Annotated in this window: 16 protein-coding genes; 11 read left to right on the top strand and 5 right to left on the bottom strand. The window is 53.5% G+C overall.

Annotated features, from left to right (window positions below):
• The 5 genes from VMT62_09315 to VMT62_09295 all read right to left on the bottom strand — a co-directional run.
• Nucleotides 1–251: ATP-binding cassette domain-containing protein (locus tag VMT62_09315; GenBank protein HVN96615.1), on the bottom strand; the 251-nt coding region annotated here is incomplete at its 3' end.
• Entirely contained in the window at nucleotides 251–1,237 is a 987-nt protein-coding gene (locus VMT62_09310; protein HVN96614.1) for an efflux RND transporter periplasmic adaptor subunit, read from the bottom strand. The genes VMT62_09310 and VMT62_09315, both read right to left, overlap by 1 nt.
• The gene (locus VMT62_09305) at nucleotides 1,234–2,679 is read right to left on the bottom strand and encodes a TolC family protein (protein HVN96613.1); all 1,446 of its coding nucleotides are present in this window, start codon (nucleotides 2,677–2,679) and stop codon (nucleotides 1,234–1,236) included. Before VMT62_09305 ends, VMT62_09310 begins: the two co-directional genes overlap by 4 nt.
• The gene (locus VMT62_09300; protein HVN96612.1) at nucleotides 2,676–3,341 is read right to left on the bottom strand and encodes a CerR family C-terminal domain-containing protein; all 666 of its coding nucleotides are present in this window, start codon (nucleotides 3,339–3,341) and stop codon (nucleotides 2,676–2,678) included. Before VMT62_09300 ends, VMT62_09305 begins: the two co-directional genes overlap by 4 nt.
• Nucleotides 3,342–3,444: 103 nt before the next feature.
• Nucleotides 3,445–4,176, bottom strand: coding sequence for a septal ring lytic transglycosylase RlpA family protein (locus tag VMT62_09295; GenBank protein ID HVN96611.1), 732 nt, complete (start codon nucleotides 4,174–4,176; stop codon nucleotides 3,445–3,447).
• Between the two features lie 394 nt (nucleotides 4,177–4,570).
• Here VMT62_09295 and VMT62_09290 point away from each other — a divergent pair, with 394 nt between their 5' ends.
• The 11 genes from VMT62_09290 to thiE all read left to right on the top strand — a co-directional run bounded on the left by VMT62_09290 (nucleotide 4,571) and on the right by thiE (nucleotide 14,471).
• On the top strand, nucleotides 4,571–5,848 hold the full coding sequence (locus VMT62_09290; GenBank protein HVN96610.1) for a double-cubane-cluster-containing anaerobic reductase: 1,278 nt from the start codon (nucleotides 4,571–4,573) through the stop codon (nucleotides 5,846–5,848).
• The gene (locus tag VMT62_09285) at nucleotides 5,848–6,624 is read left to right on the top strand and encodes an acyl-CoA dehydratase activase (GenBank protein HVN96609.1); all 777 of its coding nucleotides are present in this window, start codon (nucleotides 5,848–5,850) and stop codon (nucleotides 6,622–6,624) included. Before VMT62_09290 ends, VMT62_09285 begins: the two co-directional genes overlap by 1 nt.
• Before the next feature lie 36 nt (nucleotides 6,625–6,660).
• The gene (locus tag VMT62_09280; protein HVN96608.1) at nucleotides 6,661–7,821 is read left to right on the top strand and encodes a double-cubane-cluster-containing anaerobic reductase; all 1,161 of its coding nucleotides are present in this window, start codon (nucleotides 6,661–6,663) and stop codon (nucleotides 7,819–7,821) included.
• Nucleotides 7,822–7,897: 76 nt separating this feature from the next.
• Complete coding sequence (locus VMT62_09275) at nucleotides 7,898–9,067, top strand: aminotransferase class V-fold PLP-dependent enzyme (protein HVN96607.1); 1,170 nt, start codon at nucleotides 7,898–7,900, stop codon at nucleotides 9,065–9,067.
• Between the two features lie 28 nt (nucleotides 9,068–9,095).
• Nucleotides 9,096–9,713 (top strand): sulfurtransferase-like selenium metabolism protein YedF, encoded by a 618-nt coding sequence (gene yedF / locus VMT62_09270; GenBank protein ID HVN96606.1) that lies wholly within the window; start codon nucleotides 9,096–9,098, stop codon nucleotides 9,711–9,713.
• Entirely contained in the window at nucleotides 9,710–9,940 is a 231-nt protein-coding gene (locus VMT62_09265) for a DUF3343 domain-containing protein (protein HVN96605.1), read from the top strand. The genes yedF and VMT62_09265 overlap by 4 nt, the downstream gene beginning before the upstream one ends.
• 326 nt (nucleotides 9,941–10,266) lie before the next feature.
• Nucleotides 10,267–10,713, top strand: coding sequence for an Rrf2 family transcriptional regulator (locus VMT62_09260; GenBank protein HVN96604.1), 447 nt, complete (start codon nucleotides 10,267–10,269; stop codon nucleotides 10,711–10,713).
• 136 nt (nucleotides 10,714–10,849) lie between these two features.
• Nucleotides 10,850–11,686: a Fe-S cluster assembly protein NifU gene (gene nifU, locus VMT62_09255; GenBank protein HVN96603.1), complete on the top strand. Its 837-nt coding sequence runs from the start codon at nucleotides 10,850–10,852 to the stop codon at nucleotides 11,684–11,686.
• Nucleotides 11,683–12,867, top strand: coding sequence for a cysteine desulfurase NifS (nifS, locus tag VMT62_09250; GenBank protein HVN96602.1), 1,185 nt, complete (start codon nucleotides 11,683–11,685; stop codon nucleotides 12,865–12,867). The genes nifU and nifS overlap by 4 nt, the downstream gene beginning before the upstream one ends.
• Nucleotides 12,868–12,964: 97 nt before the next feature.
• On the top strand, nucleotides 12,965–13,777 hold the full coding sequence (gene thiM, locus VMT62_09245; GenBank protein HVN96601.1) for a hydroxyethylthiazole kinase: 813 nt from the start codon (nucleotides 12,965–12,967) through the stop codon (nucleotides 13,775–13,777).
• Between the two features lie 37 nt (nucleotides 13,778–13,814).
• A complete protein-coding gene (thiE, locus tag VMT62_09240) occupies nucleotides 13,815–14,471 on the top strand; it encodes a thiamine phosphate synthase (GenBank protein ID HVN96600.1) in 657 nt (218 codons plus the stop codon).
• Nucleotides 14,472–14,518: the final 47 nt, after the last annotated feature.

Below are 14,518 nucleotides of genomic sequence, written 5' to 3'. Positions count from 1 at the left end.
ATGCTCTCTTGTTCCTTCAAAATAGAGTGTCCCGATACCCAGGCATCTCCGGAGGTGGGCGTCAGTATGGCGGTGAGCAGCCTCATTATCGTTGTCTTGCCTGCCCCATCCGGTCCCACGAGACCGAAGAGCTCTCCCTTACGGATTTCGAGGTTGAGACCTGACACGGCTACATTCGTTCCGAAGGCCTTTGTTAGGCCCGACGTCTTGATAGAGATAGTGTGGTTCACCAGAGTAACCCCTGCGGCCATTATTTCAGAAGAATCTTCACGTCTGCGGGCATACTCGGCTTGAGATCGCCCGCCTCGTTCTTCACCTGTACCTTGACGCCGAAGACCAGTTTTACCCTTTCCTCCGGAGTCTGGACGGTTTTGGGAGTGAACTCCGCTTCTGAGGATATATACGAGACTACGCCTTCATAAGTTTTGCCTTTGTAGCTGTCGACCGTCACGATCGCCTTCTGTCCCAGTTTGACGAGGGCGAGCCTGTCTTCCTTCACGTACACCTTGATCCAGGGGCTTTTCAGGTCCCCTATGGTAAAAACCGGGGTCCCCTGCGCCACGGTTTCGCCGACCTCGACATTCTTTCTTAAGACCACGCCATCTATGGGGGCGTAAATCACGGCATCCCTGAATCGTACCTCCGATGCGGAAAGGGTCGCCTTTGCCTGGGCCACGCGATGTTCCGCTATCTTGATTTCTTCTTTCCGCGTACCCTCTTGAGCGAGGCTCAAAGCCTCCACGGCACTTTTTCGCAAGGCCATGCGGGTGTCGAACGCACTTTTTGCGTCATCGTACTGGGCCTGAGAGATGGCCCCGTTCTTGTAAAGAGTATCTGCCCGCTCATAGTCCTGTCTCACTTTCTTGAGCTCGGCCTCCTGTGCCCCTACGCTCGCTTTCGCCTGTTCCAATTCCTGGTTTCTTACGCCCGCTTTAAGCTCCGAAAGCCTGGTAACCGTCTCCTCCATTGATGCCTTGTTTTGCGCCATGAGGGAGGCGAGCTCAGCGTTGTCGAGCTCCGCGATGGCATCGCCCGCCTTCACCGTGGCACCTTCGTCCACGAGCAGTTTTGTGATCCTGCCGGATATCTTGAAGCCCACGTTCGTTTCTGTTATTTCAACATTTCCCGAGAGAGCCATAGATGCGTCATCGCGGTGGTTTCTCATGCCGTTTATGACCAAAAGGGCTATGGCGATAACAATGACGATCGCGGCTACGATTAATCTCCTTCTCTTCATTCGTGTACCTCCTCGTTATACTCGTCCTCACCCATAGCTTTCTTCAAATAGGCGACAGCAACGGCCTTGTCAAAGACCGCCTGGCAGTAGTCCGTTTCCGCCCTGAGGGAGGCCGTCTCGGCATCGATCACGTCCGTGGTCGTGCCGGCGCCCGTCTCATACTTGAGTCGTTCGACCCTCAGGTTCTCCTCTGCGCTCTCGATGGCCTTGCCCGTCACGTCTATCCTTTCCTCCGCGTTGGCGATATTGAGATGGGCGTCACGCACATCCCGGGTGATGGCAAGCCGCAGGGAACGCTCTTCCTCTTTCACTTTTTCCAGTTCCACCTTCTGCTTGTTAATTTCGGAGCGTATGAGCCCGCCGTCGAGTAAGGGTATGGTGAAGCGCAGGCCATAATACCAGTCCTCCCTGAACCCCGTGTCGCTTCCAGCCTTGCCGCCGTACTGGCCCATAGCCGCGATCTCAGGAAGGCGCTTGCCCTGTGCGATCTTCACCTGCATTTCAGCGATGAGTTTCTTGTTCGCAACGGCCCGGTAATCTGATCTCTGTGCAAAGGCTTTCCTCAGACTGTCGTCGAGCACGGCCGAAAATGGAGCGGCGTTCTTGTCTTCCACCACGACGATATCTCTGCCCATGTCATCCATGCCCATGAGCGTCTTTAGAAGCTCGTACGCGCTCGCAAGATTGTTCTGCACGAGTAGTCTGTTTTCCAGTGCGTGAGACAGTTCAACCTCGGTTTTGAGAAGATCGAGCCTGGGCGCTGTGCCGGTTTTAACGTAGAGTTCGACATTTTTCTTGTGAGATTCAAGCTGCTCTACGGAAGCATTATTGGCGCGAATGAGGGCCTCGAGCTGCTCGATTTTATAGTAGAGACCGGTAAGGTTATAGACGAGGTCCTGTCTCGTCATTCGGTAGCTGTCTTGAGCGATGGCCTTTCTTACTTCGGCAATGGTGACGCCCCTTACGAGTCGTCCGCCCTTGAACAGGGGAAACTGGAAAGACACGGCGGTGTCCTGTATGGTCCTCCTGAAAGGAGGGAATTCAGTGCTGGGGGTAAGAGGCAGCTCAATAATGACAGGGGCTATGGGGGTATCATAGCGATACCGGGTGATGCCCGCCCCGAAATTTATCTTGGGCGCCCTGTCGGCTTTAGCCGAGTCGATCCCGTATGTTTCCGTCTCGATATTCCTGCCGGCTATCTTGAGGTCCGGATTATGTTTGAGTGCGTAACGAATGATTGATGGAAGATCGTATCGCTCGCCTTGAGATACGGGGGAGGAAGGTTTTGCTTGTGACTGCTCGACTCCTTTTGTTTCCTGCGCTTCTACCTGTCTGTTCGCGGCTACCGACGGGACGGGAAGAACTATAAGGACAGAGGCCAAAGTAGCGGCTGCTGCAAAGGCCCGAGCGAGCTTTGTCTTCTTAAAATAAAAAAAGTTCATGACCGGACTCCTTTCTTGTGCGCCGCCAGGGACTCAATTGCACTCAAAGAAAAACGGGTGATATGGTCGGCTATCAATTTGCGTTTGGCATCGTGGGCCGCTTTTACCCCGGGGAATAACCTCGTTATGATGGGCTCGGCGTAGAAAAAGAAGAGGGATTGGCCCATAATGCTCGCGCAGCACAGACGCACCAGAGGTTCCGTGACATTCTTTCCGAGAAGCTCACGTACAATGGACGAGAGAAGGGCTGCCAGGGGTCGTATGGTTTCCTCGATAATCACATCGAGCCCCTCGGTTGGCTCCATAAGCTCCCTTACTACGAGTTGTCTAAACCGTGGGGATGTTTCTTCGTGGCAGTCCTGTACCCGTCTTATGAATTGAGAGACGAAGAACTCGAGACGTTCTTCGGGTGTACGAGATTTTGTCGCATCGGAGGTGAGAGGATATTTCACGCCAACGGCACCCTGGAAATGTTTAAGCGTGTCGAGGTAGAGGCTCTTCTTGTCGCCGAAATGGTAGTTAATGGCGGCAACGTTCACACCGGCCAGCGTGCATATTTCCCGGACCGTGGCGTTTTGAAATCCTGACTGAGCAAACACCTTGCAGGCCGCTTCAAGAATGCGCTTCTTTGTTTCAGACACAGGATGCGTCGGCTCGATCATGTTGCTCCTTGGTTTAAAACAATAGTTTCAAACAAAAGTATAAAACAGTTGTTTGAATTTGTCAAGAAGAAATACCTCACGTGTCTGACGGGACACGTATTGGTCAGCCTTCTTCGCGCAGCTCTATGGTTTCTACCCTGACCCGGGCGATGCCCCTCTGATAATAGCCGAGTTTTTTTGCCGCGCCGGCGGAGAGATCGATGATTCTGTCGCCTGATGAAGGGTTACGATCGCTCGGGAACGGTCCCCTGTCGTTCACTCTTACGATGATCGATCGATTGTTTTCGAGGTTCGTGACCTTAACGTGCGTGGGCAGGGGCAGATATTTGTGCGCAGCCGTGAGTCCGTTGGGATCAAAGACTTCGCCATTGGCGGTCATGCGTCCTTTGTTGTGGTGGAGGGTCTCGTATCCGTACCAGGAGGCGGTGCCGGTCTGTTCATACGATTTTGCCTGTTCCACGGACATGGGATGATACGTTTTGCCCTTCACCGTGTAGGGGGCCGTTTTCACGCGCCCCTTGCTGATAGCCTCTTTGGGGGGTAGACCGCCGATTGTATCGATGTCTTCATTGACGAGCGCCCAGTCGAGTGGGGCCTTCACGACCTTGAAGGTAAACTCTCCAACCTTGTAGGCGATCCTTGTGGTGCCGGCGGTAAACTCATAGGTACCTTTTACTGCATAGTAGGTACCCTTTACCGTTCCCGCGACGATGGTATAGGGCGCCTTGAATACGGCGCAGCCTCCCAATATCAAACATGGTGCCATAAGGCACGCCATGGCCGCAGGTTTCATTATGGCAAGATAGGGCTCTACAAAGCCGAGTGCATTCCCCATTCGCATTGTCCTCCTCGATAGGAAGGCCAATCGGCCACACAACCTCGCAAGAATAGTTCGCCGCATTGTTTCTAACATAGTAGCACACATATTCGACCGAGAAAACAGATCGATGTGTTGCTAGAGAAGCGCCGTGCGTCTTTTGAACGCCCCGGCTCCCATTCGGCGGGTACAAAACGCTTGACTTTGATCCGACCTGCAATTAAGATTAGAAGAGGTATGAAAACGAATAGCTATATATACATCCCATTGCGGTGAAAGGCGTTTAGGGAGCCCGGGTGGCTTCCCGTTATAACCGTGTCCGCCGTTTCTCCGCCTTAACCTAACCGCCTCCTCCTTAGGAATCCGGCGCGGAAATCCGCGGCCGGATTTTTTATTGCACAGGAGGTTTTTCATGTCAGATTACACACAGATGTGGTCAAGCCTGGGTCTTGATCTTAAGGCCCACGACGCCCTGCTTTCCGTCCTTGGCAGCGCCTATCAGGACGTGTTTCTGTCCCAGAAGAAGCGTCCCGAAGGGATGAAGTATTTCGATTTCGTCATGAGCGAGGTGCACGGCCTGCGCATAAAGGAGCTTCTTGACGCGAAGGCGCAGGGAAGAAAGATCATCGGGTCATACTGCGTATTTGTTCCTGAAGAGTTTATCCTTGCCGTAGATGGGGTCTCCGTGGGATTATGCGCCGGCGCGGAGTTTAATTTTGAAGGCGCCGAGAATGTACTTCCGAGAAATATCTGCTCCCTTATCAAATCTGCTTTCGGGTTTAAGCTCGGAAAGGTGTGTCCCTACGTGGAGGCATGCGACGTAGTCGTCGGGGAGAACACGTGCGACGGCAAGAAAAAGGCGTACGAAGTGCTCGGCCCGCTTGTCAGCGATCTGTATATCATAGATCTGCCGCAGATGAAGAGTGAGGCGGGAAAGGCCCTGCTCAAAGAGGAATACAGGAAATTTGCTCAAAAACTCGAGGCTGCAAGCGGCAAAAAGATTACCGTCGAATCATTAAAAAAAGGAATTGAGATTACCAATGCAAAACGCAAGGCGGTAAAACGTCTTGCAGAGATACGCAAAGCTGATCCTGCTCCCATTTCAGGGCTTGACGCGCTGCTCATAAATCAGATTTTCTTCTACGATGATCCTGTGCGTTTTACCGAGTCTGTGAACAAGCTCTGCGACGAACTGGAAGAGCGCGTGCAAAACGGGATAGGGGTGGCCGATACAGGCACGCCCAGGGTGATCATATCGGGATGTCCTATGGCGGTCCCCAACTGGAAAGTGCCTATGCTCGTGGAGACAGGCGGTGCGGTCATCGTGGGGGAAGAATCCTGCGTTGGAGAACGCGGCTCGCGTTGGCTCACGGAAGACAGGGGCAGCACGGTAGAAGAACTCCTTGAAAACGTCGTGGACCGGTATTTCAATATTGACTGCGCTGTCTTCACGCCCAACCCTTCACGGGTCGAATATGTGAAAGAAATGACGGGAAGACTCAACGCACAGGGAGTGATTCATTACAGTCTTCAGTTCTGCCATCCGTATATCGTAGAAAGTATGCCCGCTGAAGCCGAACTGGAAAAAGCGGGCGTCCCAACCCTGCGACTGGAGACTGATTACAGCCAGGAGGACGTGGGTCAGCTGAAAACGCGTATAGAGGCGTTTGTGGAACGGATAAATGAGTGATGAGAACATCGGGGATTGACATAGGATCACGCACAGTCAAGCTCGCTGTATTGGAGGATGGCGAGATCGTCCTTACCCGCAAGGCACACTCATCGCACAGTCCCCTCGAAACCGCAGCGGCTCTCATGCAGGATATTGATCCGGGCAGACTCGTGGCCACCGGGTATGGCAGGCATTTGATCAAAACCAGATTTGACTGCCCGGTCATAAGCGAAATCAAGGCCTTCGCCCTGGGGGCGCGTCGGTTATCGGCTGACTGCCGTGCTATCCTCGATATCGGAGGCCAGGACACGAAGGCCATCGCGCTTCACGAAACCGGGGACATGAGTAAATTCGAAATGAACGATAAGTGTGCCGCCGGAACGGGCCGCTTTCTTGAGATCATGGCTCACGCGCTCGGCTATGCCCTCGGTGAATTTGCCGAATCTGCACTGTCCACCGAAAAGGCCGAGAAGATTAACAGCACGTGTACCGTCTTTGCCGAATCAGAGGTAATTTCCTTGACCAATCAGGGATCCCGGCGTGAAGAGGTGGCGCTGGGCATCCATAAAGCAATTGTAAGTCGCTCGGTCTCGATTTTGAATCGCGTGGCCCCCACGGGCGAGGTATTCTTTGCCGGAGGAGTGGCACTCAATGCCTGCGTGAGGACGCTTCTCGCCCGGGAGACGGGTAGAGAGATATTTGTACCTCAAGATCCTCAAATCGTGGGCGCCCTTGGAGCGGCGCTGTACGGTGCATCGCGGCCGGATGAACGGGCCTCGGGTGGAAACACGTAATACGAGTCGTAACAAAAGAGACATGGAGGTGTCGATATGAACGAAACGCCCGCACCGCTTATCCAGGACGAATTCACGGGTGAGCCACCTACAAAAAGGGTGCTTGCCCACCTGCAGGCGAAACGCGAAGAAGGCAAAAAGATCGCCGGGATCTATTGCGGTTACGCCCCGACAGAACTGATCCGCGCTATGGGTATCGTGCCGGCATCGCTCTGCGCCTTTTCCAACGCGACCATTGAGGCTGCGGAAGCTGTGCTTCCTGTCAACCTGTGTCCTCTCATAAAATCGAGTTTTGGTTTCGTGATCACTGATACCTGCCCGTTTTACGGAATATCCGACGCGGTGATAGGGGAGACCACCTGCGACGGTAAGAAGAAAATGTTCGAACTCATCGGAGAACGCAAGCCCACCCATATCATGGACTTGCCCCAGTTGCCGGACGAGGAGGAGGCCCTGAATAACTGGACCATCATGATACGGAAGTTGCAGAAATTTCTTGAACGCACTTTCAATGCGTACGCGACTGATGATGAGATCGAAGCCGCCATCAAAGATACCAACCACAAGAACGCGATGATGCGAACGGTCATCGACTATGCCGCCCTTAACCCTCCTGTCGTGGGCTGGCGGGACTTGTACGATCTGTGTTTTCTGTCTCATGGAGTAACAGGGAAAGAGATGGAGCCTGTACTGATTGAAGCAAAAAGAAAACTTGAGGAACGGAAGGCTGCCGGATATACCTACGGGCCGAGCGGGGCTCCGCGGATACTCGTAACGGGCTGTCCTGTTGGGGGGGATGCTCAAAAAGTCTTCAACATCATCGAGGAGGGAGGAGGGACCATTGTCGCCCTCGATTCCTGTTCAGGGTTTAAGCCCTTTGCGACAGACATCGAGGAGAAGACCGGGGACCCTATGAGGGCGATCGCCGCACGGTCTCTCAAGATACCCTGTTCGTGCATGACGCCGAATATGCGGCGCTTAACCGAGATCACCCGTATCATCGAAAGATTTAAACCGGACGCTGTCGTCGACGTTGTACTTCAGGCCTGTCATTCGTACAACATCGAATCTTACAAAGTGGGAGAACACGTGCAGAAGAACCACGGTCTGCCGTTTCTCAAGATTGTGACCGACTTTTCACAGAGCGACGTGGGCCAGATACGCACACGCGTCGAGGCGTTGCTGGAGTCCTGTTGAGCGATGGATCGGATATGCCATATCGAGGCGCGCTCAAAAATCGAGTGAGGGCAAGACGAGGTGAGGACAAAGCTATATGAGTAAAGACGGCTTGATTTACTTAGATAACGCGGCCACATCATGGCCCAAGCCACATCCAGTGATCAAGGCCATGATCGATTTCAACGAGAATGTGGGAGCAAATCCCGGACGCTCGGGTCACAGGCTTTCAATGGATGCGGCCCGCATTGTCTTTGATGCCCGTGAGGGCGTAGCCTCTTTACTTAACGCAGATGATCCTCTGAGGGTGGTCTTCGCGAGGAACGCGACAGAGGCTTTGAACACGATACTCTTAGGCAGCCTGCTGCTGAAAGACCATGTGGTTACGTCCGGTATGGAACATAATTCCGTCATGAGGCCCTTGCGCGCCCTTGAGCGGCAGGGGTTGGAACTAAGCGTAACGAGATGCTCTGACGCCGGCTATATTGATCCTGACGATATTAAAGCCGCGATGAAGAAGAATACCAGGATGGTCGTAGTTACCCACGCGTCTAACGTCACCGGAGCCATTACACCTGTGGCTGATATTGCGAAAATAGCGCACGCAAACGATACGATTCTATGTGTTGATGCCTCCCAGACCGCGGGCAGCATTCCGATACATGTTATGCGCGACGACATCGATATACTGGTCTTTACCGGACACAAATCATTAAACGGACCGCAGGGCACAGGCGGATTCTATATCCGCGGGGGGCTCCAAAAAATGGTGAGTCCCCTCGAATATGGAGGCACGGGCAGCGGATCCGAGTTTGAAGAACAGCCCGAATTTATGCCCGACCGTTTTGAATCCGGCACGCCGAACACTATCGGTATAGCAGGGCTTGGCGCGGGCGTCCGGTTCGTAGCCGACCGTGGCGTGGATTTGATACGCGCGAGGGAGATCGCTCTGACAGGCCTTCTTACGGACGGGATCCGTTCGATCAAGGGAGTCAAGATATATGGGGGTACGGATCCGGCGCAACGGATTGGTATCGTATCATTTACAGTCGAGTCGATGAGCCCATCGGATGTCTCGCTCCATCTAGATGAACGCTTCAATATCATGTCGAGGCCGGGGCTGCACTGCGCTCCGGCGGCGCACCGTACCATTGGCACGTTTCCTCAAGGGACAGTGCGTTTAAGTCTCGGCCTGTTCACCACGGAAGAGGAAATTAACACGGCCATAAAAGCCATTGAAACGCTTTCATGGGAGAATAGAAAATGAAGTTATGCACCGCCACAAGGAGGATTATATGTCAGAGACAATCAATGCAAAAGGACTCGCCTGCCCTGAGCCGGTGATTCTTGCGAAAAAGGCCCTCGAGACATCAAATGAAATTACCGTGCTCGTGGACAATGCGACTGCGGTGGAGAATATCAAACGGTTGGCTGCGGGCGCCGGCTGTTCCGTTGAAGTTGCCCGCGAGTCGGGAGGCATATTCAGGGTAGACCTGAAGAAGGAGGGCGGCAGAGCCACAGATGAAGCCGCGCCGGACTATCTTTCCTGCCCGGCCGATGTTTCCCTTCCAGCCTTCGGCCCCACTGTGTTTGTTATTGCCGCCGACACCATGGGCAAGGGAAGCGACGAACTCGGTGTTACCCTCATGAAAGCCTTTATTCATACGGCGACCGAACTTAAGGCCGGTCCGGACGTGATGATATTCTACAACTCCGGTGCGAAGCTCGCGGCGGAAGGGTCGGATTTTCTGGACGATCTGAAGAAGCTTGAAGACAAGGGAGTCAAAATGCTTGTGTGCGGCACATGCGTCAACTATTACAACCTTACCGGAAAAATTGCAGCCGGTGAGGTCTCAAATATGTATGATATCGCGGTCACTCTTTCCGGGGCGGGACGGATCGTTCAGCCATGACGGAACCTCAAATAGAGTATCTTGTAGCGCTTTTCAAGTCGGTGAGCCATGTGATTTCTGCCGAGCGTATCTTGAAAGAAGCACAAGTGCCGCATAAGATCATCCCGGTGCCGAGAAAGATAAGCTCTGATTGCGGTGTCTGTATAAGATTTTTACCTGAACACGGCGATCTGCTTGAAAAAGTGTTGAATGGAAGAGCGGAAGCCTACACCGTAGAATGCCTGTAAGAGGCAATGGGGTTATGTCTGTATTCACACGCACAATGAATGCTGCTTTCAAAAAAACCACCAGACCGATTTATCTGTGCTCAGGTCATGAATAACCCGTAACCACCGGCGTGCATCTGAGGAGAGTTGGATAAGCGTGGGGGATACATGGGTTGCCGCCAATACGCCGGAATGACAGGCTTCAGACAAAGACGACTTTCCCAATGAAAACGGTATCATGCGAACTTGACAGATGGTCGTTGTATGTCTATAATTCATATAGAGTTTGTAGACTAACGAATAAAACTCGGACAGTTTCGCTTGATCGATTTACGGGGTGAAAGCTCATGAAGATATCCACCAAGGGCAGGTACGGGCTCAGGGCTTTGATCGATCTGTCAACCCATGGCAACAAGGGGGCTCCGGTCTTGCTTTCGGACATCGCACGACGCCAGGGCATATCGGAAAAGTATCTCGAGCAGATTGCCGGTCGGCTCCACAAATCAGGTCTCGTCAAGACTGTCAGGGGAAGGAGGGGCGGGTATCTCCTCAACAAACCGGCGGACGAAATAAAGTTGAGCGAGATCATCGAGATACTTGAAGGCCCGATCAATGTGGTAGATTGCGTGGGAAAACCAGGCTTCTGCGAAAAATCAGCAATTTGCTCGGCCAGGGACGTCTGGACAGTCTTAAACAACAGAATCGCCGAGACCCTGTCACAATATACCCTTCAAGACATCGTGAATGCGCAGAGTCATAAAATAGGGACAGAGAACCCCATGTATTATATTTGAGGCGCATGGAATGCCGTATGAGCCGATTTGCCATTCAGATCGCCGATAGTTATAATTAGGAGTACAGCTTTTTATTGGATGCCCCCGGATCATCGGATATGGACGGGCGCGAAGATGGAATCGCAAGGAGAGGACTATGTGGGAATACACCGATAAAGTGAAAGAACATTTTCTCAATCCCCGGAACGTAGGGGAGATTGAGAACCCCGATGGCGTGGCCGAGGTAGGATCTATCGCCTGTGGAGACGCCTTAAAACTCACTTTTAAGCTGGACGAAAACAAAAAGATAGTCGATGCCAAATTCAAGACCTTCGGATGTGCAAGCGCCATCGCATCGGCTTCGGCCATGACGGAAATGATCAAGGGCATGACCATAGAGGATGCCATGAAGATCACCAACCAGGACATTGCCGACTATCTTGGCGGCCTGCCTGCCGAGAAGATGCACTGCTCCGTCCTGGGACAGGAAGCCCTGGAAAAGGCCATCGAACACTATAGAGGCTCCGAGTCACCCAAGAAAGAAGGGGAGATTGTGTGCGAGTGCTTCGGCGTCACCGACAAGGAGATCGAGCGAGCCGTAAGAGAGAACCACCTGACAACGGTAGATGAAGTTACGAATTACACCAAAGCGGGCGGCGGCTGCAAGAAGTGTCATGAGAAGATTCAGGAGCTCATCGACAGGATATATGCGCAACCCGAGCAGGAAGCTTTAGAATCGGCAAAGCCGAGGCTTACGAACTTGAAGAAGATACGGATGATCGAAGAAATCATAGACAGAGAAATACGTCCGTCATTACGACACGACGGCGGCGATATCGATCTCGTCGATATCGTTGGCAACAGGGTTCTTGTGGCCACGCGGGGTGCCTGTGCAGTTTGCCAGGCGTCACAACTCACGCTCAAAGGCTTTGTCGAGACCAAGCTCCGCGAGCTTGTTTCACCCGAACTCGTTGTGGAGGAGGTTTCGCAATGAAAACCATATACCTCGATAATAACGCTACGACGCGGGTCGCCCCCGAGGTGCTCGCCGAGATGACACCATATTTTTCCGAATTCTACGGAAATCCATCGAGTATGCACAGTTTCGGGGGGCAGGTAGCCAAAAAGCTTGCCCAAGCCCGCGCACAGGTGGCGGCCTTGATCGGGGCTAGCCCGGACGAGATCATCTTTACGAGCTGTGGCACAGAAAGCGACAATACCGCCATTCGTTCGGCCCTCTCTGTGAAACCGGACAAACGGCACATCATTACGAGCCGTGTGGAGCACCCCGCTGTGAAGGCCCTTTGCGAGCATCTCGCCGAGAGCAACTACCGGGTGACGACCCTGGAGGTCGATGCCGACGGGAACCTGGACATGGACCAGTATAAGAAAAGCCTTTCAGCGGATACGGCTGTGGTGAGCCTCATGTGGGCAAATAATGAAACGGGCGTTATCTTCCCTGTTGAAGAAGCGGCTCAGTTCGCCCGGGAACGGGGTGCCCTTTTTCATACAGACGCAGTACAGGCCGTGGGCAAGGTACCCATCAATATGAAAGAGAATAGCATTGATATGCTCTCGTTATCGGGGCATAAGCTTCATGCCCCCAAAGGCATAGGCGTGCTCTATCTTCGGAAGGGTACGAAATTTTCCTCTTTTCTTATCGGAGGCCATCAGGAGAAGGGTCGCAGGGGCGGCACGGAAAACACCCCGAGCATCGTAGCCCTGGGCAAGGCATGCGAACTGGCTTCAAGTAACATGAAACAGGAAAATACCCGAGTGAGACAGCTTCGGGACAAGCTTGAAAAGGAACTTCTCAAGCGCATCTCAAACTGTAAGGTAAACGGGGGAGGGGCACTACGTCTTCCCAATACCACAAATATCAGCTTCGAGTTCATTGAGGGGGAAAGCATCCTTCTGCTCATGGACGGCCATGGCATCTGCGCGTCCTCCGGTTCGGCCTGCACGTCCGGATCACTTCAGCCTTCCCACGTACTGCGCGCCATGGGTGTACCCTATACCATGGCCCACGGGTCGGTGAGATTCAGCCTCAGTGTTTACAATACCGAGGAGGAGATCGACTTTGTCATTGAAAAGCTGCCGCCCGTTATCGAGCGGCTCCGATCTATGTCGCCTTACTGGAACGTGGAAAGTAACGTATGCGCCACTGCATCATAGTACGGTCGCGCCGAACGAATGGCCGCCCGTAAGTATCGCAACCCGTAGGACAGAAATCAACGACAGAGATGGCGGGAATGAACCCGAGGAGAAAGACGTGAACGAACAGGAGCTATCAAGAAAGACCGTAGAAATAGTGCGTGAGATCAGGAAACAGCAGCCCCTGATTCATCACATCACGAATTTTGTCGTGATGAACTCTACGGCCAACGTGACTCTCGCCATCGGAGCATCCCCGATCATGGCGCATGCGCCTGAAGAGATGGAGGCCGTGGCCTCTTTCGCGAGCGCGTTGAATCTCAATATCGGCACACTGACTGAAGAATGGATCAGGTCCATGCTGATTGCAGGGGCCGCCGCCGGCAAAAGAGGCATACCGATCGTGCTGGATCCGGTCGGTTCCGGGGCCACACCGTTCAGGACCGATACGGTGAGGCGCATCCTCGCGGAAGTCCCGGTAACGGTCTTGAGGGGTAACGCGTCGGAGATCATGTCTCTTATCAGCGATGAGATCAAGATCCGGGGCGTGGATTCCCTCGAAACAGTGGATGCGGTGCGGGACGGGGCACTCGCACACGCGCGGAATTTGAAGAAGGTTATCGCCGTGACCGGTGCAGTCGACTATGTAACAGACGGGAAAGATGCGATAGAGGTGAGAAACGGCCATCCCATGTTCGGACGGGTAACCGGCACGGGGTGCGGGGCAACCACAGCCATTTCGTGTTTCTGTGCTGTAGAACCGGATACCCTCACGGCCACTGCGTGTGCACTCGCCTATTACGGACTTGCGGGCGAGGAAGCGGCGCGACTGTCACAGGGACCGGGGAGCTTCCAGGTTGCCCTCTACGATGCACTTTTTAGCCTATCTGACAAGACCATGATGAAGAAGCTCAATCTCCGATATAGATAGCGTGGCAGATCATACTGATGAACGGTGGGTGTGACTGATGAAACCCGTCCCCTCTGATTATCGCTTATATCTCGTGACCGATTCCCGCCTGCATAAAGGATACCCGGTGCTCGAACAGGTAAAGCTCGCGCTTGAGGGGGGAATCCGAATCATCCAGCTTCGGGAAAAGGAGTTGCCTCATGAGGATTTTGTAAGAGAAGCCCGGGAAGCCCTTAACATGACGCGATCTTATAATGCGTTCCTGATTATCAATGATGCGGTGGAGGTGGTGAGAGAGGTACAGGCCGACGGACTCCACCTGGGTCAGGAGGACGTGCCATTACGGGAGGCGCGCAGACTGCTTGGCGACGATCTCATCATTGGTGTGTCCGTGAAGACGGCGAAACAGGCGATAGGAGCGGCCTTAAACGGCGCGGACTACGTAGCGGTTAACGGCGTTTTTCCCACGGCAACCAAGGATGATCTGGGATACCTTCCGGGGCTTATCGGTGTGGCAGAGATCAGGCGGAGCGTCAACCTGCCTGTCATCGGAATCGGGGGCATCAACCTTGGCAATTGCCGTAGCGTTATTGAAGCAGGCGCCCATGGCGTGGCTGTGGTCACAGCCGTTACCATGTCGGATAATATCCCGGGCACGTGCCGGACGTTTCTTAAAATCATAAGCGCCTGTTCTTGCGGACGAGACGCCGGCTGATCGGCTAAGATACGATCTTCCGGAAACTGAATTGAGACAGAGGGAGG

The sequence above is a fragment of the Syntrophorhabdaceae bacterium genome (assembly GCA_035541755.1).
Classification (GTDB): domain Bacteria; phylum Desulfobacterota; class Syntrophorhabdia; order Syntrophorhabdales; family Syntrophorhabdaceae; genus PNOF01.
The sequence above is the reverse complement of the archived record's forward strand: the minus strand, read 5'-3'. Positions and strand labels throughout refer to the sequence as shown.